The following is a 21,606-nucleotide window of genomic DNA, read 5'->3' as shown; positions in this document are numbered from 1 at the left end:
GTGGTTCGGTGGTCACCGCGCCCACTCGACCATGCGTGCGTAGGTGTCGTCCGTAGACAGCGCCGCCGCGTCGCCGACGAGGACGAGTGCCTTCTTTGCGCGGGTGAGCGCGACGTTGACCCGCCGGTAGTCCTCGAAGATGGGGCTGTCGAGGTCGCCGGTCGCGACGAAGGAGATGACGATGACCTCCTTGCTCGACCCCTGGAAGCGGTCCACGGTGTCGACGGCCAACGCCTCCGGGACGTGTTTGTTGATTTCTGCGACCTGTGCCCTGTAGGGGGCGATGATGCCGATATCCGACAGGTCCACGCCGGCGTCGAGGTAGGCCTGCACCGTCTCCGCGACTGCGGCCGCCTCGTCGGGGTTGGTGTTGCCGACCGTCGCCCCGTCCGGGTCCACGAACGCGACCGTGTCCTCGAGGTGCTCGGGGAGCCCGTCCACGTCCACGCCCGACAGGTCCCGGACGTGCTGGGCGGCCACGTCCCCGGTTGCGGGACGGAGCTGTCCGTCGTAGAACTCCCGGGACGCGAAGGCCTGGATGCGCTGGGCCATCCGGTACTGCTGGTCCAGCAGGACGCTCGCGTCGGGGTAGGTCTCGATGAGCCGCTGGAATAGGCTCTCGCCGAGGTCGGCACAGCGGTCGTCGCCGGCGATGTCCTCGGCGGCCTGGACGACGGGCGGAAGCTGGTGGTGGTCGCCAACGAGGACCGCGCGGTCGGCCAGCGCCGTCGCCGCGAGCGTCCCGGGCTCCGTCAACTGGCCGGCCTCGTCGACGATGGCCGTGTCGAAGTCCTGCTCGCGCATCAGCCGCGACCCGCAGGAGGCCGTCGTCGCGGCGACGACCGCGGCCGACCGGAGTTCGTTGACGCACTCGTCGGGGTCGCCTGCCGTCTGGAGCCGGTAGGACTGCATGTCCTCGCGGACGCCGCTCTCGGTACCGACGCGGACGATGTCGGTGAACCCCTGCTCCTCCAGCGCCTCGATGGCGTTGTCGACCGCACGATTCGTGAACGCGGAGAGGAGCACCCGGTCGCCGCGCTCGACGAGCGCCCGGACGACCGTCGCCAGCGTGTACGTCTTGCCCGTCCCCGGCGGACCGTGGATGAGCGCCACGTCCTCGGCACCGACCGCCAGCCGGACGGCCTCGTTCTGGGCCGGGTTGTTGTCGACGAACGTCTCCTCGACGTCCCGGAATTCCGGCTCTCGCCTGCCGAAGAGTACGTCCTTGCGCTCCGCGGACTGGGTGAGCAGCGTGTCGTGCAGCGCCGTCAGCATCCGGTCCGCGCCGATTTCGGAGGGGTAGACGTCCAGTCGGCGGAGGTACAGCGGCTCGTCAGCCGTGACGACGATTTCGTCCGCGATGCGCTCGACGCGGGCCAGTTCGGCGTCGCCGCCGACCGGGTCGCCGTCGCTGGCGAGCACCAGGTCGCCCTCGCGTATCTTCGAGACGGCTCCCGTCCCCGTGGCGCGGAGTTCCCAGCGGCCGCCGTCGAGTTCCCGCCGGCCGGCCGGTTCGAGGTCCACGAGGGCGCGGTCGTTCGCGGCCCGCTCCTCGGGCGATTGCTCCCAGAGCTTCGCGTACTCGCGGTGGACTGCCCGGCGTTCCCGCTCTATGGCGCGGTAGAAGCGGTCGAAGTACGTCCGCTCCTCCTCGGGAATCGGCGTGCCGATTTGGCCCGCTTTCGACTCCTGGTCCAGGCGGCCGGAGACGGCCATGCACGTGTCCTGCTCGAAGCAGTACTCGCACTTCGCGTCGGCCTCGTACCCTGTCGGGACGCCGCTGTCGTGTTCCATCGCCGCCAGCGCGTTGCGCTCGCGGAGGACGAACTCCAGCAGGCCAGACCCGATGGAGAAGTCCTTCGCGGGCGAGAGGTCGCCGGACTCCTCGGTGCGCTCGACTGCCGCGTTCTTCGTATAGAGGAGCGTTCCGGTGTCCGGCGGCGTCCCGCGCCGCTCGCCGAGGATGAGGGCGTAGCAGGCCGCCTGCACCTTGTCGTGGAAGCGCGGGTCGCGACGGGTGTTCTTCCCCGTCTTGAGTTCGACGGGCATGCCCCGGCGCACAGCGTCCGCTCGTCCCTTCAGCCCGTAGCGCTCGCTGACCAGCGTCTGCTCGGAGCGCCAGTCGTCGCCGCCGGTGAGCGTCCCCTGGTTCAGCCACCCCTGGATGGCCGACGCGTGCTGGCGGACCGTCTCCCGCATCGAATCGGGGTCGGCACCCAGGAGACCGAGGTCCAGCCCCGCCTCCTCGACGCGTGCCTCGACGGCCTCCTCCAGGTCACGGCCGCGCAGGAGGTCGCCGAACACCTCGTGGACGATGGTCCCCTTCACGACCGGTTCGGCCATCGGCGTGCCGCCGATTTTGTTCAGGTAGTACATGCGGGGACACTGCACCCACTGGCGCACGTCGGTCACGTCGACGAGGAAGTCCGGTTCGACGACGACCATCGTGTCCTCGCCGGTGGTGTACTGCGTCTCGCCGCGGTACTCCCGCTCCTCGGCGTCGTAGACGGCCAGTTCCATCCCCGGGTCGGTGTACTCGGCCGTCTCGGTCCACTTGCCCCACAGCGTCACTGTCGTCGGGTCGCCCCGGCCCCGGTCCGGTCTGACGGTCAGTTCCACCAGGTCGCGCTCGCCGTACTGCGTGTCGACGGTCCGTGGGTCCTCTACCTCGGTGACGACGCCGCGAATGTTCACGGAAACGGGCAGGACCGGCGGCGGAAAAACGCTTCCGGTCGTGGTGGTGCTGGCTCGATTCCGGCACAACCGGGAAGTATTTTCACCTACAGTCCGTGGTGGCAGACATGCGCGTCCGCGACTGGCAGGACATCATGGACGACGTCGTGGAGAGCAACGCCGACCCGGAGGGCTGGCGCGCGGTCGGCGGTGACCGCACCAGCGGCATCGGGGAGGACCTCTTCATCGGGCACCCCAGCGCCGGCGTCTTCCAACTCAAGACGTACGCGAAGAACCCCTACGACGTCGAGGGCGTCGGTGCTCGCGTGGCACGGAAGATCGACGACGAACTCGACCCGCTCTTTCCGGGACAGGAGGACGCCCCCGGCCACTTCGGCGTCCAGCAACCGCCAGAGGACGAAGACGAGGCCGAAGCGGCGGTCAAGAACCTCAAGACCGTCGTCGAGACCCACGCGGACGCACCGACCACGCCCCAGGCGCTGTTCGACGACATCATGGACGCCCTCGACAGTCCGGCCTACGGTCCCATGGACTTCGAGAACTACGACCGCCCGGACAGCCTCGACGAACTGACCGACACCTTCGACGAGGCCGAAGACTTGCTCGACGCAGAGCTCGAAGACACCATCGACGAGTCCGTGCGGCGAGGGTTCCAGTGATGGGGGCCGGCGACGTCGTCGACGCGTACTACGACTCGCTGCGCGCCGGTGATCCCCTCGCCCCCTACTTCAGCGACGCCGGAACCACCGTCAAGTTCGGCATCTCCGAGTCGCTGTGGGGCGGGACGGACGTCGCGACGGCGTTGCAGGCTCAGACCGAGCGGACCGCCGACTGGACCGTCGAGAGCCGCAACCTGACCGTCGACCGGCAGGGCGAGACCGCGTGGTTCGCCGACGACGTCTTCATGGCGTGGACGGACACCGAGCGGCGAATCCGCTACGAGTTCGACACCCGCTGGAGCGGGACGCTGGTGCGGGGAGAGGGAGACGACCAGACAGGGACCGACGGGTGGCAGTTCGTCGGCATGCACGTCAGTACCGCTGGTGACCTCTGATGGTGGGAGGCGTCTCCGAGGAGGAGCGAAGCAGTTTCGCGCGGCGCGCCAAAATCGGGTTCGTGCTCCTGGTGGGCCTCTCCGGCGGCCTCATCACGCTGCAGGCCGACGCTGGCGCGTTCTGGTTCCTGGTGGCGACCGGCATCGGGATGGCCGTCGGTGTGGTACTGGTCTGGATAACGTTCCCCGACAGGCAGGAGCTTCGACAGAGCCCGGGGTCGAACGACTCTCGCCGCCGCGGACGCCGGTAGCTCCCTTCAGGAGAGGCGCTTGGAGACGTACGGACCGTCCTGGCGGTACCCGAGCTTCTCGCGGTAGTACTCGCGGACGCCGATGCCGCTGAGAATGGCCAGCTTGTCGTAGCCGGCGTCGGCGGCCAGTTCCTCTGCGGTCTCGACCAGCCGTCGGCCGTACCCCTGGTGTTGCTGCTGGGAGACGCCCGCGCTCGCCGTCCCGCCGCCGACTCCCACCTCGCTGCCGTAGACGTGCAGTTCCCTGACGACGGCCGCGTCGGCGAGTTCGTGCCGTACTGGTTCGTTCGGGAACCGGAGCCGACAGAAGCCGACGAGGAGGTCCTTCTCGCGGTCCTCGAAGCTGACGAAGTGTTCGGTGCCGCCGGCCACCTCGTACTCGGTCACGTCCAGCGTCACGTCCTCCGGCTCCTCGTCGTTGTGCCCGACCTCCCGACAGCGGATGCAGTCGCAGGTCCAGCCGTGTTCGTCCATCCGCTGGCGGGCGAGCTGGCGAAGGTTCGACTTCCAGACGCCGCCCTCGATGAAGTCCGCGGGGATGTCCCGCTGGACGCGCTGGAGGCGGGTGTACTCCGGAATCATCGACTTGATTTCGGCGACCAGTTCGGCCGCCTCGTCGTTGGAGAGCGGGTCGAACTCCCCTTCGTGCCACCAGTCGTAGACGGCCGTCCCCTCGACGACCAGCGTCGGGTAAATCTTCAGGAAGTCCGGCCGCCACTCTGGCCGCTCGAAGATGCGGCGGAAGTCTTCGAGGCACATCTCCTTCGACATCCCGGGCTGGCCGGGCATCATGTGGAAGCCGACCTTGAAGCCGGCGTCGCGCAGCCGCCGGTTGGCGTCGATGGAGTCCTGGGTGCCGTGCCCGCGGTGCATCTCGCGGTTGATGCGCTCGAAGGTCGTCTGCACGCCCACCTCGACTTTCGTCCCGCCGAGGTCGAGCATCCGGTCTATCTGCTCGGGGTCGCACCAGTCGGGCTTGGTCTCGAACGTCGTCGCGATGTTGCGCACGTCCGCCGTCTCGTTCTCCGCGATGACGTCCTCGACGTAGCGGAAGTCGTAGTCGTCCGGGTCCTGCGCAAAGGTCTCGCCCTCCGCCGGCTGGGGCTCGGCGTCGACGTCGTAGTCGTTCATCGCTTCGAGCGCCCGCTTGACGAACCACTCCTGGTAGTCGTGGCTCCGCGCGGTCATCGTCCCGCCCATCAGGATGAGTTCGGCCTTGTCGACGGGATGGCCGATTTCCCGGAGCTGGTGCAGGCGCAGCGTCACCTGCCCGTACGGGTCGTAGTCGTTTTGCTTCCCGCGGGCGGCGGCGGGTTCGTGGCCGGTGTAGCTCTGTGCGCTGGAGAACTCGGAGTCGGGGCCGCCCGGACAGTACAGACACTTGCCGTGGGGACACCGCTCGGGCGAGGTCATGATGGCGATGGGCGAGACGCCCGACGCCGTCCGGACGGGTTTGCGCCGCAGCACCTCCTCCAGTTCGTCGCGGCGCTCCTGCGGGGCGAAATCCAGCAGTTCGGAGTTCTGTGGGACCTTCGGCGCGGAGTAGTCCCCACAGACTTCCTTCTTCTTGGCTTCGAGGTTGTCGCGGTCGATTTCGCCGTCGAGAATCCGGTCGACCAGTTCCGCGCACACCTGCTCGAAGGTATCCGATTCCGCCGGCGCGTCCGTACTCATCGGTTGGCCTAGCTCCCCGCTTTGGCCGAATAAGCGTGTCGCTTCGGGGGGTCACTCGCTGACGCCACCCGCGGGGTCCGGAGCGACCCGCGGCGACTCGATTCCCCGCCGACTGAACTCCTCGAACACGCGGTCGGTCACGTCTGTCTTGAACCGGAGTTCGTTTCGCAGGTCGTTGACGTATGCCTTCCCCGTTATCGTCCGGTAGTGGAGGTCGTCCGCCAGGTGGACTTCGACGGGGTACTCCTCGGTGATGTAGACGTACTGTGACGAAACGAGTGCGTCCTCGACTATCTCTCGGGCCTCGCGGGCGTTGGACTCGGGGTCGATGTAGAACTCGACGGTGACGAGCATCTCCGCCTGCCCGGCGTTGGCGTTGGCGACGGCCTCGTTGAAGAAGAGGTAGTTCGGGACAGAAACGAGCGTGTCGTTCGGCGTCAGCACCTGCGTCGAGCGGATGCCGATGTTGGTCACTTCGCCGTAGTACTCCCCGATCTGCACTTTGTCGCCTATCTGATAGGGCTGTTCCGCGACCAGCACGAGACCGCCGACGACGTCCGCCAGGAGGTCCTTCAGTCCGAGTCCCAGCGCCGCACCGAGTAGACTTGAGAAGGCCAGAATCTGCGTCGACGTGAGCTCGAACAGCAGTGAGAGGACGACGTAGACCGCGCTGCCGTAGACGATGAACTTCAACAGCGGGATGAGTAGCGTGATGCGAAAGCGGTTGGCGAGATAGCGGTCTGCCAGGGCCGTCAGCCCGGTGCTGAGACCTCTGCCGACGAGATAGGCCGCGACGAGGATGATGGCGGAGTTGAGCAGCATCGCCAGGTCGATGCCCAGCGAGTCCTTCACGCTCGACGCGTTGCCCACTTGCAACGCGACGGTCCCCGCGGTCACCATATCAGTTGCCTCCCGCGGAGGTGTTCGACGGTGGTGTGGAGCCGTTCGGGAACTAGCCTCACGGTCCCCTCGTCGATTTCGACGACACCCTGGTTCGCCAGCGTGCCCAGTGAGCGCTGGACCGGGACGTTCACGACGATGTCCTGCAGCGTCTCGACCGCTACGCTCCCCTTCGCGAGCACCAGTTCCAGCAGGAACGCCTCGTCGTCGTCGACGTCGAGTGTCCCTGCCACCTCCTCGACGGAGGCGGGGGCTATCTCACCGTCGCGGACCGACCGCTCCCAGAGTCGCCCGGCGACGCCCGGATTCCCGTCGGAGAGGTAGGTCAGTTTCTGGAAGACGACTGCTTCGACGTCGCCTACCTCCCCGCTATTGGACCGCGAGGTGATGTACTCCATGTTCAGTTCGGGAACCGGCAGGCCCACCGAGCGGGAGCCGAGCGACACCGTCGCCCGGTCGAAGCCGATGGACTTCACCCGGCCGTCGGCGCCTGTCTGGACGAACGCCGGCAGGTCGGGGCCAAAGTGGTTCGTGAGCAGTTCCGTTATCGCCGTCGAATCCAGCGTCGGAATCTCTACCTTCCGGGGGAAGGTGTGTTCCACGTCACGTATCTGTCTGAGATACTCCCAGGCGTAGAAGTTCCAGGCCGTCACGAAGAGCGCGTCCCGCTCGACGACTTCGGCGAGGAACTCGTCCAGGACGTCGTACCCGCCTATCTGTCTGGTGTAGAGATAGTGACAGCCGTCGACGATGACGACCTCGGCGTTCGGAAAGGAGAGTGTTCCGCGCTCGGAGACCACGCTGTCGTAACTGACCCGCTGTGACGCCGCACCGAAGGCTTCGTCGGCGTACTTTAGCAGCACCTCGCGGCCGGCGAACGGTTCCCCGACCACGGCGACGTTCGAAACTGTGCCGTCCAGGTGGGCAGCGATAGCGCCGTCGATGGCGTCGAACAGCCCCTCTAGCCCCGCCGCCCGGAGGTCACCCTCGGATAGCTCCAGTGCAGGTCACCCGTGCAGAGACAGCACGACGACGATGTGTAAAGTTTCCGGTGGTTACAGGTGGTCGCCGAGCGCCGCGAGCAGCGTGTCCCGGGCCGTCGCGCGCTCGCCGGCCAGGTACTCGATGCGACCCTCGCGTGCGCCGCGGGCGTCCAGGCCCGCCTCGGGTGCCTCGGCCCGTGCGTCCTCGACCACGGCGCGGACGTCGACGTCGGCGTCGGTCCGGACGTACGCCTCGTCGGTGTCGAAGCCGACGACTGCGGCGGCCTCGTCGCGGTGGTCGCGGTAGAGAGCGTCCAGCAGGAGGTCCGTTGGCGGGAACTCGTACTGGTGGGTGTAGCTGTCGGTGTCCAGCACCAGCACGGTCTCGCCGTCGACCGTGCGGTTCTCGATGTTCGCCGTCGCCGTCTCCAGTTCCGTGTTCATCTTCGCCCGGAACTGCTCGCTGATGTGCTCGGCCAGGGCGGGGACGTCCTCGCCGGTCTCGGCGAACAGCAGGTCGATGATGAGTTCGCGCTTGTCCTCGTACGACTGGTAGTACGCCTCCAGCGCGATCGCCTCGCGAATCTCGCGGACGTCGTCCGCGTCGTGGCCTGCCTCGGCCGCGATGTCCGCGTACCCCTCGGGCGTGTTCTCCCAGAAACTCACCGCGGGGAGGTGTCGCAGGTCGCCGCGGACGTCGCCGTTGACGTGAGCGGCGATGTTGGCCGCGAGCGCCGTCGCCGTCGTCCCCGGCGCGTCCGCCAGCGACGGTGCGACGAGAGCGTCGACCTCGGATTCTATCTCCTCGTCGACGACCCGCTCGTCGACGACGACGCGGCGCGCGCCGTAGACGTCGAGCAGTTCGAGGCCGTCCAGCGACTCGGTCGTGCCAGCCGCGGCCACGAAGACGAAAAGCGGCAGTTTCTCGCCGTGGCGCTGCCGGTTCGAGAGCATCCCCGTCACGTCGCCGGTGGCGTCGTCCATGTCGTAGACCGACCCTTCCAGCGGGCGGCGGTCGAAGTAGTGGTACTCCGCGTCCGCGTTCTGGTGCTCCTCGCGGACCAGCGGGAGCGTCGCGCGCTCGATGGCGACGCCGGCGACGTAGCCGTCGGCGGTGGCGCTGTGGCGGACGACGACCGGGCGTCCCTCCAGGACGGCCCGTCGAATCGCCGTCGCGGCATCGCGAATCGGTTCGGTGACGGCCTCGACCGCCGGGTCCTCGGCCAGCGGCTCGACGGCGTCCGGCCGGGCGCGCTTGACCATCGCGTCCTCCATGCGCTCGGTGACCGCGTCGCGCTCGTCGTCTTCGAGGACGACCAGCGCCTCCGTCTCGACCTGCAGTTCGCCGCGTCGTTTCTCGACTTCGCCCTCGATGCGGACGATGTCCTCCTCGGACACCTCGGGGTAGGCACGGACGCCGGCCTCCTTGAATGCCGCACAGTCGACCGTACTCGTCTCGTCGCGGACCTCGAACACCGTCGGGCCGCTGGTCTGGCGCGCGGTGACGACCTCACCCTCGATGCGGACGACGTCACCGATGTAGCCGTCCAGTTCGGCGATGGTGACCTGCGGCGTTTCCTCCTGCTCGTCGGTCTGCTGCGGTGCCGCCTCCTCAGCGGCGCTCGCGTTTCCCGTGTCGGCCTCCGGTTCCTCGTGCGGTTCGGAGGACTCGTCGGCCTGTTCGGTCCCGGCCTCGTCTCGCGCGCTCGAACTCGTCGTGTCGGCCGCCGACGTCCGGACGGGACCGTCTTCTTCCGTCTCCGCTGTCTGTTCTTTGAGCTGTGCGCCGTCCTGGTCGGGGTCGTCGATGAGCGTGCCGCGGAACTCGGATTCGTCCTGGCGAATCGACCAGCCGAGGTCGACGTTGCCGTTGTCCCGGACGTTCTGTACCTGCACGAAGACGGTGTCGCCGGCGTCCCAGTCGAGGCTCTCCAGCCGCTGGTCCAGTTCGCTCTTGTGGAGCAGACCGGTGACGCTGTCGCCGATGTCGACGAAGACGCCGAACTCGGCGAAGCCGTCGACCGACCCGCGGTAGTAGCGGCCCGGCGACAACTGGCCGGGCTGATTCCCGCGGAACTCGAAGACGACGTCTTCCTCATGCAACTCACAGATGCGACCATCGACAGACGTGCCGCAGATGATACACGAACCCATTGCCAGGTGAAAACGGCCCCGCCCTAAAACGGTTGTCGAAACGCGTCCGCCGGAACACCGTCAAAAACCGCCGCTCACTCGAAGAGGTCGCTCTCCTCGCGCACCATCTCGATGCCGCGAGCGACCTCCTCGACTTCCTCGGGGAACAGCGCCACCTCCACCTCGTTCCCGGTGTCGTCCTCGAAGGCCAGTTTCACCCGCTCGTCACCGAAGGTGCGGACCTCCACGCCCTCGACGTCGTAGAGTTTCACCGTCGCCGACTTGTTCGAGGCACCGACGTGCTTGACTGCGCCGTCCTTGAGTTCGAACATGAACTTGCCGAGGTCCAGGTTCAGCATGGTCGGGAGTGCGCACGCTGCCGGCAAAAGCGCTCCTGTCGCGGACGGCGGCCGCTCCCCGAACTACCCGGCGACCAGTGCGGCGGCCGTCTGCAGGTCGGCGACCACGCCGAACCCGTACCCGACCAGCAACAGGACCGGCACGCCGGCCACGCCCACCGCCCGCGGCAGCGAGATGTCGTGGACGACGGCCATCCCGAGCACCATCAGGCCCAGGCTCCAGAGGCCGACGGCGGCCTGGAGCCAGATGCTGGGCACCCCAAGCAGCGCCAGCGGCGCGAGCGCGTAGCAGATGACCTGGACCGTCTCGCTGACGCCGGCGCGCTCCTCGACGGTCCCGATGAGGACCACGGTCTGGAGGGCGGCCGTCAGGTGGATGCCGGCTGGCATGACCAGGACGACTGTCGCCAGCAGCCACAGCGCCGCGGAGGCGAGTGGCTGGCCCGCGACGACCGGATAGGCGCCGGAGACGGTGGCGATGCGCGTCAGTTCCGCCACGAAGACGACGACGGCCGCGAACGTCAGCCCCGGTGCCTGGTCGCCCGGTGCAATCCGGCGAGCGAAGAACTGCCGGGGCCGGACGAGTACCTCGACCCACGCCAGCCCGAGCGCGACAGGGCCGCGGTCACGTCCCTGGCCCGTATTCTCGACCCACTGCGTCACGGTCTTCGATTGGGTCCGCGGGGGCTTGACGGTTGTGACACGGGCCGGCCGTGTGTCAGTCCCGCGCGCCGCGGCTCAGTCGCCCGCACCGACGTTCTCCTCGCTCTCGAAACAAGCGGGGTCGGGCTGGATGTCGCTGTACTCGACTGCCCGGCGACCGAGGACGGCGACGCGTTCTGCGAGGTCCGCGTCGACGAAGGAGCCGTCCTCGAACTTCCCGCTCGCCCGGGGCACGGCGGCCTGGTAGGGCAGCACCCACGCGTCGAGCGCCCGACAGACCGACCGGAGGTGCTCCAGCGCAGTGATGGGGAAACTCCCGCCAGCGACGCCCAGTAGCCCGACTGTGACGTTCTCGAACTCGTCGAACCCGCAGTAATCGAGCGCGTTCTTCAGCGGCGCGGCGTAGGAACCGTGGTACATCGGGGTGCCGAGGATGACGGCGTCTGCTTCGCGGACCTGCTCGCGGAGTCGATTCGCGTCGCCGGCGTCCTCGTCGTCCGGGTCGAACACCGGCAGGTCGAACTCCCTGAGGTCGATGAGTTCTGTCGCGGCTCCGCGTTCCTCGGCGGCATCGAGGGCGTGACGCAACGCCGTGCGCGTGTAGCTTCCGTCCCTGAGACTCCCGCAGATGGCGACGACAGTCGGTGGTGTCATAGCGGCCGTAGGTCGCGGACCGTCTTTAGAGACCGGGGTGGGGCCGTCAGCGGACGACGGTCACCGGCACCGACGCGCGCTGGACGACAGTCTGTGCCACGCTGCCGAGGAGGACCCGCGAGACGCCCGAGCGGCCGTGGGAGCCCATGACCACGACGTCGACGTCGTGGTCGGCCGCGTAGTCGACGATGCTCCGTGCGGGTTTGCCGTAGACCGTGTCCGTCTCGACGCCCCCGGGGTGGTCGGCGGCCTGCTCGCGCGCGTCGGCCAGCAGGTCGTCGGCCCGCTGTTCTGCCCGGGCGTGCAGCGTCTCGGAACCCAGCAGCACCTCGCTGCTGTAGCTCTCCTCGACGTAGTCGATGACGTGCAACACGGTGATACGGGCGTTCCCGTGAACTTCCATCGCGTACTGGAGCGCCGCCCGCGCCTGTGGCGAGCCGTCGGTGGGGATGAGCACGTGGTCGACCATACGTGTACCGAGGGCGGCCAGCGAGTAATACTGCGCCCCGTCAGGCGAGCACGAGCGGCACGGCAAGGAGGAGGACCGGGGTCGCAGCCAGCACGACCAGGAAGGCAGCGAACACCCGACGGTCCGCGAGCACCCGGTCGTCGACGGCGCTGATGGCACGCGCGTACGGGCGATGGAAGACGAGTGCGACGAGCGTCACGAGCGCGGCGGTCCCGAGGACGAGCAACACGGTGGCGGTCCCGACGGCCGTTTCGAGTACGACTGCGACGACGAGCGTGTCGAACAGCGTCCCGAGATTCGCCCCGAGGACGTACGGGATGAGTTCGTCCCGCTCGACGTACCCGCGGTTGTACAGCGGGACGATGACGCCCAGCGAGAAAGCGACGCTCGTGGTCACCGTCGTTATCAGGACGCCGAAGGCGAAGGAGAGCCAGGTCCGACGGAACCGCCTGAACAGGTGGTCCCGGAGCGCGCTCGTGTCGACGCTCTCCAGCACGCGGTCGAAGAGGCTGAGGCTCCCGAACAGGAGCGCCACTGCCAGCCCGAACGTCGGCAGCGGTCCGAGTGCGGCGGTCACGGCACCGACCACGGGGTCGAACACGGACAGCGGCCGGAGAGCGACGGTCCACTCGCCGGTCACCTCCAGCGCCGGCCCCGCCAGCGACGGGAAGGCGAGATAGCCGACCGCGAGTGCCGGCACGTAGATAGAGTGGGTCAGCAGGAAGGTGAGCACGCCCATGCTGACGGCCTCCTGCAGGGAGTAGCGGTCCTTCTGGAAGTAATCCAGCGCACCGATGAAGAGGACGATTGCCGCCCCGCCGAGGCGGGAGCCGACGACCATCAGGAACAGTGACTCGGCCGTCAGGAGGCCGGCGTCGAACAGTGAGAGCGCGAGCGCGGCGACGACGGACCCGTTCGCGAGCACGTACGACGCGAGCCAGCTCAGTCCGAGCGCGGAACTCCCGTCGACGACCAGGCGGGTGAGCAACCCGCGGAGCGTCGGTTCGGCAGCCGCTGTCGCCGCCCCGAGCAGTTGCACGGCGAACAGGAACAGCACCACCGTCCCGGCGGCCACACCGCCGAGCCAGAGCGACGTCGGGACTGCGTCGAGCGACGGCCAGGCCCTGCTCACGCGTCTCGCCTCCCCCCTCGGGACCGCGCAGGCGTCACTGTCGAGTCACCCTACGTCATACTCCGGCGGCCCGAGTGAAAGTGCTAGTGTCGCCGCATCGCGTGACTGGCATCGGTGGACCCACAGGCCGCTGTCAGCGGCGGGCGGTTTCTTGTTCGCCGCGACCGCAGTAGGGGACGAGGGCCGCGCAGTCGCCCGGTCCCAGTGTCAGCATGACGGTCACCGGTCTCTGCCAGATTTGCGAGGGAGCGCCCGCGGAGTACCAGTGTGCACGCTGTGGTGCGCTCGTCTGCCCCACCCACTACGCCCGTGAGCGCGGCCTCTGTACCGAGTGTGCCAAAGACTGAGCCGCGGGAGTCACCGCCCCCAGGGGTCGGTCATCGACGCCGTCTCGGTCCCCGCGGTCCCGCGGGCCTGCATGATGTTGAACGCCCGCATGAGGTCGGTCCGCGAGACGAGGCCGACGACATCGCCGGCCTCGTCGACGACCGGCAGCCGACCGATGCCGGTCTGTTGCATCTGCTGGAAGGCCGTCATCGCCTCCGCGTCGGCCAGTATGGTCTCGACAGTCGTCGTCATCACGTCCTCGACACGGTAGGCGTCGCGCTCGACCGGGTCTATGTCCGAGGCGTCGTCGAGGGTCACCATCCCGACGAGGTTCCCGTCGTCGACGACGGGGTAGCCGACGTGGCGCTCGCGCATCATCCGGTCCAGCAGGTCCGCGACGCTGGTGTCGCTGGTCACCGTCTGGAGGTTGCCGCGGGACGTCATCACGTCGCCGACGCGGACGCCCTCGAAGGACGCCTTCAGCGTGGTCTGCTGTGCCTCGCTGGAGGCGGCGATGTAGATGAAGAAGGCGAGCAGGATGAGAAACCAGTTGAAAAAGAGGCCGAAGATACCCATCAGGAACGCGAACAGCTTCCCGACTTCCGCGGCCAGCTGAGTCGCCTGCGCGTGCGACCGGGACCGGGCGAGCAGCGCACGGAGTATGCGACCGCCGTCCATCGGGAACGCTGGCAGGAGGTTGAAGACGGCGAGGACGACGTTGAGGATGGTGAGGTAGCCGAAGACGAACCGCAGCGGCGTGGCCGACGCTGGGAGCAGGACGAACGCGGCGTAGGAGCCCATACCGACGAGCACGCTCACCACCGGGCCGGCGATCGATATCCAGAACTCGTGTCGCCAGTCCTCCGGGAACTCCGCGAAACTCGCCATCCCGCCGAGCAGCCAGAGCGTGATGGAGTCGATGGCGTAGCCGTAGCGCATCGCGACCAGCGAGTGGCCGAACTCGTGGAGCAACACGCCGACGAACAGCCCCGTCGCCGAGGCGAACCCGAGTATCCACGGCAGCGAGCCGTCCGTCACCGCCGACTCGGACAGGCTCGTACCGAACACCTGGTTTATGACCAGGACGAGCTGGTCGATGTCGATGGCGATGAACACTGCAAACAGCGGGAGGATGAGCAGGAACGACCAGTTGAGTTTGATCGGGATGCCGAAAGCAGAGCCGACCCGAATCCCTCGCATAGTAGCCACTTCGTCGCCTGGGACCGTAAATGCAGGCAGTCCTCGGCCGTCGGCCGCCCGGACGAACGGCAATCCCATGGGTATACCAAGGTGGGTGTCAAATGGGGCCCTATGTCGGACACGGCACGAACTGCAATCCTCGGTGGGACGTTCACACCCATCCACAACGGGCACCGCGCCCTCCTGCACACCGCGTTCCAGGCTGCCACCCACGGCCACGACGGCGACGGGCACGTCATCGTTGGACTGACGGCGACCGACCTCGCCAAGGAGACCCGGAGCGACCCGTCACATTCCACTCTCCTCGGCCCATACGAGAAGCGCCACGACACGCTGGACGCCGAACTTGGCCGTGTCAGCGACGCCTACGACGCGACGTACGACATCATCAAGCTGACCAACACGCACGGCCCCGCGGCGACGCGCTCGGACATCGACGCGCTCGTCGTCTCGCCGGAGGCCAAGGCCCAGAAGCGCGCCCACGAACTCAACGAGCGCCGCGTCGAAGACGGGCTCCACCCGCTGGAGGTCCACACTGCCCCCTTCGTCATCGCCGAGGACGGCACGCGCATCAGCAGCACGCGCATCAGGAACGGGGAAATCGACGCGGACGGGCAACTTCTCGACGGGCAGGACTGACGCCGGTCTGTCCCTTCTCCGCCTCGCTCCCTCTCTGCTTCCCGGCCACGCTCACTTCTGCAGACGGGCGGCCGGTTGGTCGCCGCCGCGGTCGACATCCACCAGCCCGTCGGCTGCAAGGTCCTCCAGCAGCCCCAGGAGCCACTCTCGGCCGTATTCGCCGTCAGGGGCGTAGTCGACGCGAACCCGCGGCCCGAGGTCGTCCAGCGCCAGTTCATCGTACTCCTTCAGCGCCGCGACGACGCGCCCCCGCATCTGCCGTCTGCTCCCCTCGAAGGTCGGTTGCATCGGCACGTCAGGTGCGGTGAAATCGCCCGTCCCGTAGGCGTGACACCACTCCCGCCAGGGACACCCTGCCTCGTCACACCGGGGCGTCTTCTCGCAGGCGACGCCGCCCAGTTCCATGATGGCGTTGTTCCAGACTCGCGACTCGCCGTCGGGCATCAGTTCCCGCGCGGCCGTCTCGAACGCCGCGTCGTCGTCCGGGACGTCGAAGGCGCGGTAGAGGACTCGCTTGACGTTGGTGTCGACCACGGCGTCCCCGTTGTCGAACGCGAAACTGGCGACGGCGTTGGCGGTGTAGGGGCCGACACCCATCAGTTCGGAGAGGCCGTCGGGGTCGGTCGGGAACTCGCCGTCGAACTCGGTCTCGACCTGTCGGGCGGCCTCGTGGAGGTACTTCGCGCGGTTGTTGTAGCCGAGGCTGTGGTCGGTCCAGAACCCCACCACCTCGCTGCGGTCGGCGTCGCCCAGGGCCGCGGCGGTCGGCCACCGGTCGAGAAACGCCTCCCAGGCGTCGACGACGCGGCCGAGTTGGGTCTGCTGGCTCATGACCTCCGAGACCAGAATCTCGTAGGGGTCGGTGGTCTCCCGCCAGGGGAACGACCGGTGGTCGGCCTCGTACCACCCCACCAGCGCCTCCCGGACCGCGTCGACGGGGAGGCTCCCGAACGTGTCGGCGTCCGTCTCGTCCATCAGGCGTGTCCTGGGGCCGGTCGGCTTTGTGCGTGGCGGTCCGCGTGTTACCCGGCGTCGCCGCGCTGGAGTCTGACGTGTGCGCTCGTCGCGTCACCGACCTCGAAGGACAGGTCGCTACCGGCGTGACCCGAGGTCCGTGATACCTGCGGTCACCCGAAGGAGAGGACGATAGCGGCGAGCGCGTCGACCAGCGTCTCCCAGACGGAGAACCCCGTCGCGACGGACAGCAGGGTGTCGAGGCCGAAAAAGAGGAACAGGCCGGCGGCGACGAAGTGGGCCTTCCTGAGGTTGAGTTTGTGGGCGAACCGGTGGAAAAACAGCGCGTTCGCGAGGCTCACCGGGATGATGGCGAGCATCTCGCCGGCCCAGATGGCCGGCGTCGCGCCGTACTCCAGCGCCAGCGTGAAGGTGACGACCTGGGTCTTGTCGCCGAACTCGCCCACCGCCATCATCGAGAAGATGCCGACGAACGTGGCGACGGACTGCGGGAGTTCGAAGCCGCCGATGGAGTACTCGCGGTTGCCGGCGAACTCCGTGTACCCGCCGTCGGTCGTCGTCGCCGTTCCGCCCTCTGCCGGTGCCGACCGGTAGAGCATGACAGCGAACACGAGAAACAGCACGGCACTCACGAGAGTGAGGACGACACCCGGGAGCAGCCCCTGGATGGCGTCCCCGACGACGATTTCGAGGGCCGTCCACCCGGCGAAGGCCGTTCCCGCGGCCGCGACGACGACGAACGGGTTGAACCGCGTCGACAGTCCCGCGATGATGAACTGCACCTTCTCCCCCGGGAGCACCGCCAGCTGGGCGACGAAGGCGACCACCAGTATCTCGACGAATCCCGCCATCCGTTACACTCTCCCCTGGTTCAGCCTGCCCATTCTCGTCTCGAATTAGACGAGTCTAATTAATAAGTCCGACGATGGGAAACATATCTGCCAGCACCTCCGCCCGTGTCAGGCGGCGACGACTCAGCGTGGTCGGGCCACGACACCGAGGTGGTCGTCGTGGAACGGCTCCAATCGCGTGCTTGCGAGCACCTCGTAGCCCTCCCTGAGCTGGTCGCGCACGTCGTCGAAGACAGTCACGGGGTCGGCCGTGACGTCCTCGCTGCGTGCCTTCACCGCCAGCAGGAGTCGTCCGTCGTCGTGCAGGAACTGCCGGTTCGCCAGCGCGACCGTCGCCTGTCCCCGCGTCGCCACGTCCTGGACGATGGCGTCGACCGGCTCGACGACGTGGGCGTACGTCTCCGGTTTGCGGGCGTCCTTGAGCAGGGGGAACAGGTTCGGGCGGACCGCGGCCACGTCGAGGAGGTCACGCGCCGGCCGCGGCGCGAACTCCACCGCGTAGGTCGGGCCGGCGAAGTCCGCGACGTGACTCGCTGTCGTCCCCGCGGCGGCACCGAGGTACAGCACCGTCTCGTCACCGTCGAGCCCCGTGTCGAGGCCGTGTTCCAGCATCGCCCCGAGTTTCGACCGCCGCGGGTCCCACTCGCGCCACTCCCCGTCGGTCGCCTCCTCGGAGACCCGCTCGCCGCGCGTCGCCAGGACGGTCTGTCCGCCGATGTCCCGGCGCTGCACGCCAGCCGGGAGCGTCACTGCGAATCACGAGCGCGGATGCGCTCCATGCGGTCGGCCAGTTCCTCCGCCAGCGACGGCCGCAGGTCCCCGCTGTAGTGGTCGACCCGCGCCGCGATGCTGAGTTTCCCGGCGAGGGCGCGTGCCGCCGACCCGCGATTCGCTTTCGGCGTCGTCCGGACGTACTCGTGGGTGTAGATGACGCCGTGTTTCGGGGACGGCGCGCCGCCCTGCAGGTGTGCAAACAGCGCGTCCTCCGCCCCGAGCACCTGGAGCGTGCCCGAGGGTTTCTTCGCCAGCGGTTCCAGGCCACCAGCCAGCGCGATGAGGCGGGCCGCCAGGACGGGCCCCGCGAGTTCGGCGAGGTTCGGGGCGACCTGCGGCGTGGTGCGCTCGATGAAGCCCCTCAGTGCGTCGCCTTCGTCCGCCAGGTCGGCGACGCGTCGGGCCAGCGCCCGCAGTCGCTCGTCGGCCGGCGACTCCGGCGCTCGCTGTGCCAGTTCCCGGGCGTACTCGACGCCCGTCCCGGCGTCGTCGTACCGGCTACCGGCCCACTCGGCGACGCGCTCGGCCAGTTCGTTGGCCTGGCGGTCGCAGTCGTCCATCGCCCGAAGGGCGTGAATCAACTGCTGGTCGTCGCTGCGCTCTGCGTCCCTGACCGCCTCGCGCGTGGCGTGCATCGCGGCCGCGTGCAGGGTGTCGTAGTACTCCTCGGCGTTCGCGGCGAACCCGTCCTCGACGGCGCGGGACGGCCAGTCGGCGGGTCCGGAGGCAGAGCCGTCCCGTATCGCCGCGGCCGCCGCGTCGGTGTCGTCGGGGTCCACTCCGACGTACCAGCCCTCGTTCATACCCGCCGTACCGACTGCGTGGCGAAAAAGGTACGCTCTCGGTCGCTCCCGTGCCGAGTAAACAGTAAACTCCAGATATGTTCACTCGTTGAAGCGATATGTGCCTTTCGGTGGGTGCAACTTTTGTATCAGTGGCGTGTACGATGATGACATGGTACTTTCGGACGAGGAACCGGCGTGGCTGCGCGCCGAGCGGGAGTTCCAGGACGACCGGTTCCAGCGCGGCACGCTGCCAGAGCTGTTCGAGTGGAGCGCGGAGCACCATCTCGACAGCGACGCCCAGCTCTACAAAGGGGGAATCTACGACCGCACGATGACAGGGGTGATTCCCCGCGCCGAGGACGGGGAGTTCGCACCACTGAGCTACGGCGAGTTGCGCGACGTGGTCCGCCGGCTCGCAGCGGGCTTTCGGGACCTCGGACTGACCGCGGACGACCGCGTCGGCATCTTCGCGAACACCCGCATGGAGTGGGCACAGTCCGATCTGGGGCTGCTGGCCGCCGGCTGTGTCGTCACCACCGTCTACACGGAGTCCTCGCCCGAACAGGTCCGCTACCTGCTCGACGACCCCGGCGCGACCGCCGTCGTCGTGGAGAACGGGGAGTTACTGGAGCGAGTCCTCGAAGTCGAGGATGACCTCTCGCTTGAGGCAATCTTCCTCATGGACCACGTAGAGGGCTACGAGGACCGCGAGGACATCTACACGCTGGGGGACGTCTACGAGCGCGGTAACGAGGTCTTCGACGTCGACGCCTACCGGGAGTGGCTCGACGAGCGCGACCCCGACGACCTCGCGAGCCTCATCTACACCTCTGGGACGACCGGCCAGCCCAAGGGCGTCGAACTGACCCACTGGAACTTCCGCTCGAACGTTCACCAGACGCTCCGGCGTGTCGGCCCTCGCCCGGACCGAACCGGTGACGACCCGTGCATCGACGAGGAGACGACCAGCATCTCCTTCCTGCCGCTGGCGCACGTCTTCGAGCGTATGGCCGGACACTTCCTGATGCTCGGCTCCGGCGCGGCTATCGGGTACGTCGAGCACCCGGACACGATTTCCGAAGACATCAACAAGATACGCCCGACGACGGGTGCGAGCGTCCCGCGGGTCTACGAGCGCATCTTCGCCACGATGCGCGAGGAGGCCGGCGAGACGGGCCTGAAACGCTCTATCTTCGACTGGGCGCTAGACGTCGCCAGGGACTACCAGCGAGCGGACAGTCCCGGCCCGGTCCTGCGCGCGAAGCACGCCCTCGCCGACCGGCTGGTCTACAGCACGGTCAAGGACAACCTGGGCGGCCGCCTCAAGTTCATGGTCTCCGGCGGCGGCAGCCTCAGCGCCGACCTCTGCCGCGTGTTCAACGGCATGGGCATCAAAATCGTCGAGGGGTACGGCCTGACCGAGACCTCGCCCGTCATCTCCGTGAATCCGCTGGAGGACATCCGCCCGGGAACGCTCGGACCGCCCCTCGTCGGTCTCGACGTCGCCATCGACGAGTCCAAAGCCACCCCCGGCAACGTCGCCGAATCATCGGGAGCGGTCGGGGAACTGCTGGTCCGCGGGGACAGCGTCAGTCCCGGCTACTGGCACCGACAGGAGGAGACACAGGCGGCGTTCCTCCCCGAGTTGCCAGCGGGTGCGGTCGAGGTCCGCGCCGGCGAGGCGGACCCTGGCGACAACTGGTTTCGCACCGGCGACATCGTGGAGCGAAGCGACGACGACTTCCTCGTCTTCCACGAGCGAATCAAACAGTTGCTCGTGCTCTCGACCGGCAAGAACGTCGCGCCGGCCCCAATCGAGGAGCGCTTCGCGACGAACGACCGCGTGGACCAGGTGATGATACTCGGCGACGGCCGGAAGTTCGTCAGCGCACTGCTGGTGCCCAACTTCGAGCGCCTGAAGCGGTGGGCAGACCAGGAGGACGTCGACCTCCCGGCGGACCGCGAGGCGATGTGCGAGGACGACCGCGTGCGGGAGTGGGTCGGTGAGGCCGTCGCGGCGGTCAACGCCGACCTGGAGTCCGTCGAGACGGTCAAGAAGTTCGAACTCGTGCCCCGCGAGTGGACCGCCGAGAACGACATGCTCACGCCGTCGATGAAGAAGAAACGCCGGAACATCGAGGACGTCTACGCGGACCGCATCGAGGCGATGTACGCGGACGAGGAACCCGAAACGCCGACGACCAGCGACGACTGACGCTGGGCGCGCACCCGGCAGCGCCCTCAGACGACGACCTGGACGGTCCGCGTCCGGGGGCCGTCGCACTCCACGAACAGCACGGACTGCCAGGTGCCGAGCGCGAGCGACCCGTCCGCGACTGGAATCGTCTCGCTCGGGCCGACGAGCAGCGCCCGGACGTGCGAGTCCGCGTTGTCGTCGATTTCGTCGTGTGCCCAGCCCTCGTCGGGGACGAAGTCGGCGAGGGCGGTTTCGAAGTCCCCGAGCAGCCGCGACTCCGCCTCGTTGACGGCGATGCCGGCGGTCGTGTGCCGGACGAAGACGGTCGCGGTCCCGGTCGCGTCCGCCGGGACGGCGGCTTCCACGCGGTCGGTGATATCGACGACTACGAGGCGTTCGTCAGTCTGGACCGTGAACTCGCTCATACGGTAGCTCCGTCGGCCTGGTTAATCAACATCCGGTCCGATTCAGGCGCGCGTCGAGTTCCGTGTCGAGGGCCTCCTGCGAGGAGAGCGTCACGACGTCCACGTCGAAGGCGGACTGGTGGGCGGCGAAGGCCGCGAGCACGCTGTCGGGCGTCCGCTCGCCCACGAGGCGGAGTTCGCCGGCCAGTCCGAAGGGGACGAGCTGGCTGACCGTCTCGGCGATGACCGCGGCGGCCGTCGACGAGATGGCGGCGCAATCTGTCAGTTCCGTCACGACGACGAACGGCCGCCCGAGGTCCCTGGCCGCCAGCACCGCGGCCCTGCGGTGGCCGGACAGGTCTGCCGCCGTCACGTCGTCCTCGCAGACGAGGCGGATGAGCCCCCGGTCGGGGTCCGAACGCTGGGTGAACATACGTTCGTTTGGCTACCGACGGGTTAGCTTTCGGTACCTAACGTGTGTGAGAATC

22 protein-coding genes are annotated in these 21,606 nt (G+C 68.0%); 5 read left to right on the top strand and 17 right to left on the bottom strand.

The window, feature by feature from the left end; translation table 11 throughout:
* Positions 1 to 12: 12 nt before the first annotated feature.
* Positions 13 to 2,694 carry an AAA domain-containing protein gene (locus WDJ57_RS01615; protein ID WP_338903271.1) on the bottom strand — a complete coding sequence of 894 codons (2,682 nt, stop codon included), beginning with the start codon at positions 2,692 to 2,694 and terminating at the stop codon, positions 13 to 15.
* 107 nt (positions 2,695 to 2,801) lie between these two features.
* On the opposite strand from WDJ57_RS01615, the gene WDJ57_RS01610 reads away from it, so the two are divergent.
* The 3 genes from WDJ57_RS01610 to WDJ57_RS01600 are packed head-to-tail and all read left to right on the top strand — an operon-like array spanning position 2,802 to position 3,999.
* Positions 2,802 to 3,353 carry a hypothetical protein gene (locus WDJ57_RS01610; protein ID WP_338903270.1) on the top strand — a complete coding sequence of 184 codons (552 nt, stop codon included), beginning with the start codon at positions 2,802 to 2,804 and terminating at the stop codon, positions 3,351 to 3,353.
* Positions 3,353 to 3,748, top strand: a complete 396-nt coding sequence (locus WDJ57_RS01605; protein ID WP_338903269.1) for a nuclear transport factor 2 family protein — start codon at positions 3,353 to 3,355, stop codon at positions 3,746 to 3,748. The genes WDJ57_RS01610 and WDJ57_RS01605 overlap by 1 nt, the downstream gene beginning before the upstream one ends.
* A complete protein-coding gene (locus WDJ57_RS01600; protein ID WP_338903267.1) occupies positions 3,748 to 3,999 on the top strand; it encodes a hypothetical protein in 252 nt (83 codons plus the stop codon). The genes WDJ57_RS01605 and WDJ57_RS01600 overlap by 1 nt, the downstream gene beginning before the upstream one ends.
* A gap of 6 nt (positions 4,000 to 4,005) precedes the next feature.
* Here WDJ57_RS01600 and WDJ57_RS01595 read toward each other — a convergent pair whose 3' ends face one another.
* From WDJ57_RS01595 to WDJ57_RS01550, 10 genes are all read right to left on the bottom strand, one after another.
* Entirely contained in the window at positions 4,006 to 5,673 is a 1,668-nt protein-coding gene (locus tag WDJ57_RS01595) for a tRNA uridine(34) 5-carboxymethylaminomethyl modification radical SAM/GNAT enzyme Elp3 (RefSeq protein ID WP_338903266.1), read from the bottom strand.
* Between the two features lie 51 nt (positions 5,674 to 5,724).
* Positions 5,725 to 6,573 carry a mechanosensitive ion channel family protein gene (locus WDJ57_RS01590; protein WP_338903265.1) on the bottom strand — a complete coding sequence of 283 codons (849 nt, stop codon included), beginning with the start codon at positions 6,571 to 6,573 and terminating at the stop codon, positions 5,725 to 5,727.
* Entirely contained in the window at positions 6,567 to 7,466 is a 900-nt protein-coding gene (locus tag WDJ57_RS01585) for a hypothetical protein (protein ID WP_338903263.1), read from the bottom strand. The genes WDJ57_RS01590 and WDJ57_RS01585 overlap by 7 nt, the downstream gene beginning before the upstream one ends.
* 162 nt (positions 7,467 to 7,628) lie before the next feature.
* Complete coding sequence (locus tag WDJ57_RS01580) at positions 7,629 to 9,710, bottom strand: DHH family phosphoesterase (protein ID WP_338903262.1); 2,082 nt, start codon at positions 9,708 to 9,710, stop codon at positions 7,629 to 7,631.
* Between the two features lie 74 nt (positions 9,711 to 9,784).
* Complete coding sequence (locus tag WDJ57_RS01575; protein WP_338903261.1) at positions 9,785 to 10,048, bottom strand: hypothetical protein; 264 nt, start codon at positions 10,046 to 10,048, stop codon at positions 9,785 to 9,787.
* 63 nt (positions 10,049 to 10,111) lie between these two features.
* Complete coding sequence (locus WDJ57_RS01570; protein WP_338903260.1) at positions 10,112 to 10,711, bottom strand: YIP1 family protein; 600 nt, start codon at positions 10,709 to 10,711, stop codon at positions 10,112 to 10,114.
* Positions 10,712 to 10,786: 75 nt separating this feature from the next.
* Positions 10,787 to 11,365 carry an NADPH-dependent FMN reductase gene (locus WDJ57_RS01565; protein WP_338903258.1) on the bottom strand — a complete coding sequence of 193 codons (579 nt, stop codon included), beginning with the start codon at positions 11,363 to 11,365 and terminating at the stop codon, positions 10,787 to 10,789.
* 46 nt (positions 11,366 to 11,411) lie between these two features.
* Complete coding sequence (locus WDJ57_RS01560) at positions 11,412 to 11,834, bottom strand: universal stress protein (RefSeq protein WP_338903256.1); 423 nt, start codon at positions 11,832 to 11,834, stop codon at positions 11,412 to 11,414.
* 40 nt (positions 11,835 to 11,874) lie between these two features.
* Positions 11,875 to 12,966, bottom strand: coding sequence for a sodium:phosphate symporter (locus WDJ57_RS01555; protein ID WP_338903254.1), 1,092 nt, complete (start codon positions 12,964 to 12,966; stop codon positions 11,875 to 11,877).
* Positions 12,967 to 13,323: 357 nt separating this feature from the next.
* Complete coding sequence (locus tag WDJ57_RS01550; protein WP_338903252.1) at positions 13,324 to 14,493, bottom strand: CBS domain-containing protein; 1,170 nt, start codon at positions 14,491 to 14,493, stop codon at positions 13,324 to 13,326.
* Positions 14,494 to 14,604: 111 nt separating this feature from the next.
* Between WDJ57_RS01550 and WDJ57_RS01545 the strand changes: the two genes are divergently transcribed.
* A complete protein-coding gene (locus WDJ57_RS01545; protein ID WP_338903250.1) occupies positions 14,605 to 15,132 on the top strand; it encodes a phosphopantetheine adenylyltransferase in 528 nt (175 codons plus the stop codon).
* A gap of 51 nt (positions 15,133 to 15,183) precedes the next feature.
* On the opposite strand, the gene WDJ57_RS01540 is transcribed toward WDJ57_RS01545, so the two are convergent.
* From WDJ57_RS01540 to WDJ57_RS01525, 4 genes are all read right to left on the bottom strand, one after another.
* Positions 15,184 to 16,107 carry an A/G-specific adenine glycosylase gene (locus WDJ57_RS01540; RefSeq protein ID WP_338903248.1) on the bottom strand — a complete coding sequence of 308 codons (924 nt, stop codon included), beginning with the start codon at positions 16,105 to 16,107 and terminating at the stop codon, positions 15,184 to 15,186.
* A 152-nt stretch (positions 16,108 to 16,259) separates the two neighbouring features.
* Entirely contained in the window at positions 16,260 to 16,958 is a 699-nt protein-coding gene (locus tag WDJ57_RS01535; RefSeq protein ID WP_338903246.1) for a TMEM165/GDT1 family protein, read from the bottom strand.
* Between the two features lie 123 nt (positions 16,959 to 17,081).
* Positions 17,082 to 17,708, bottom strand: coding sequence for a fibrillarin-like rRNA/tRNA 2'-O-methyltransferase (locus tag WDJ57_RS01530; RefSeq protein WP_338903243.1), 627 nt, complete (start codon positions 17,706 to 17,708; stop codon positions 17,082 to 17,084).
* A complete protein-coding gene (locus WDJ57_RS01525; protein ID WP_338903239.1) occupies positions 17,705 to 18,535 on the bottom strand; it encodes an NOP5/NOP56 family protein in 831 nt (276 codons plus the stop codon). The genes WDJ57_RS01530 and WDJ57_RS01525 overlap by 4 nt, the downstream gene beginning before the upstream one ends.
* Before the next feature lie 151 nt (positions 18,536 to 18,686).
* On the opposite strand from WDJ57_RS01525, the gene WDJ57_RS01520 reads away from it, so the two are divergent.
* A complete protein-coding gene (locus WDJ57_RS01520) occupies positions 18,687 to 20,732 on the top strand; it encodes an AMP-dependent synthetase/ligase (protein ID WP_338903236.1) in 2,046 nt (681 codons plus the stop codon).
* Positions 20,733 to 20,758: 26 nt separating this feature from the next.
* Here the strand turns inward: WDJ57_RS01520 and WDJ57_RS01515 are convergent, their stop codons facing one another.
* Both WDJ57_RS01515 and WDJ57_RS01510 read right to left on the bottom strand, forming a co-directional pair.
* Complete coding sequence (locus WDJ57_RS01515; RefSeq protein ID WP_338903233.1) at positions 20,759 to 21,139, bottom strand: secondary thiamine-phosphate synthase enzyme YjbQ; 381 nt, start codon at positions 21,137 to 21,139, stop codon at positions 20,759 to 20,761.
* A 25-nt stretch (positions 21,140 to 21,164) separates the two neighbouring features.
* Positions 21,165 to 21,551 carry a hypothetical protein gene (locus tag WDJ57_RS01510; protein ID WP_338903231.1) on the bottom strand — a complete coding sequence of 129 codons (387 nt, stop codon included), beginning with the start codon at positions 21,549 to 21,551 and terminating at the stop codon, positions 21,165 to 21,167.
* Positions 21,552 to 21,606 lie beyond the last annotated feature (55 nt).

This window comes from Salinibaculum sp. SYNS191 (assembly GCF_037338445.1).
In the GTDB taxonomy this organism is placed as follows: domain Archaea; phylum Halobacteriota; class Halobacteria; order Halobacteriales; family Haloarculaceae; genus Salinibaculum; species Salinibaculum marinum.
Note: the sequence above shows the minus strand (reverse complement) of the source record. Positions and strands in the feature narration are given on the sequence as shown.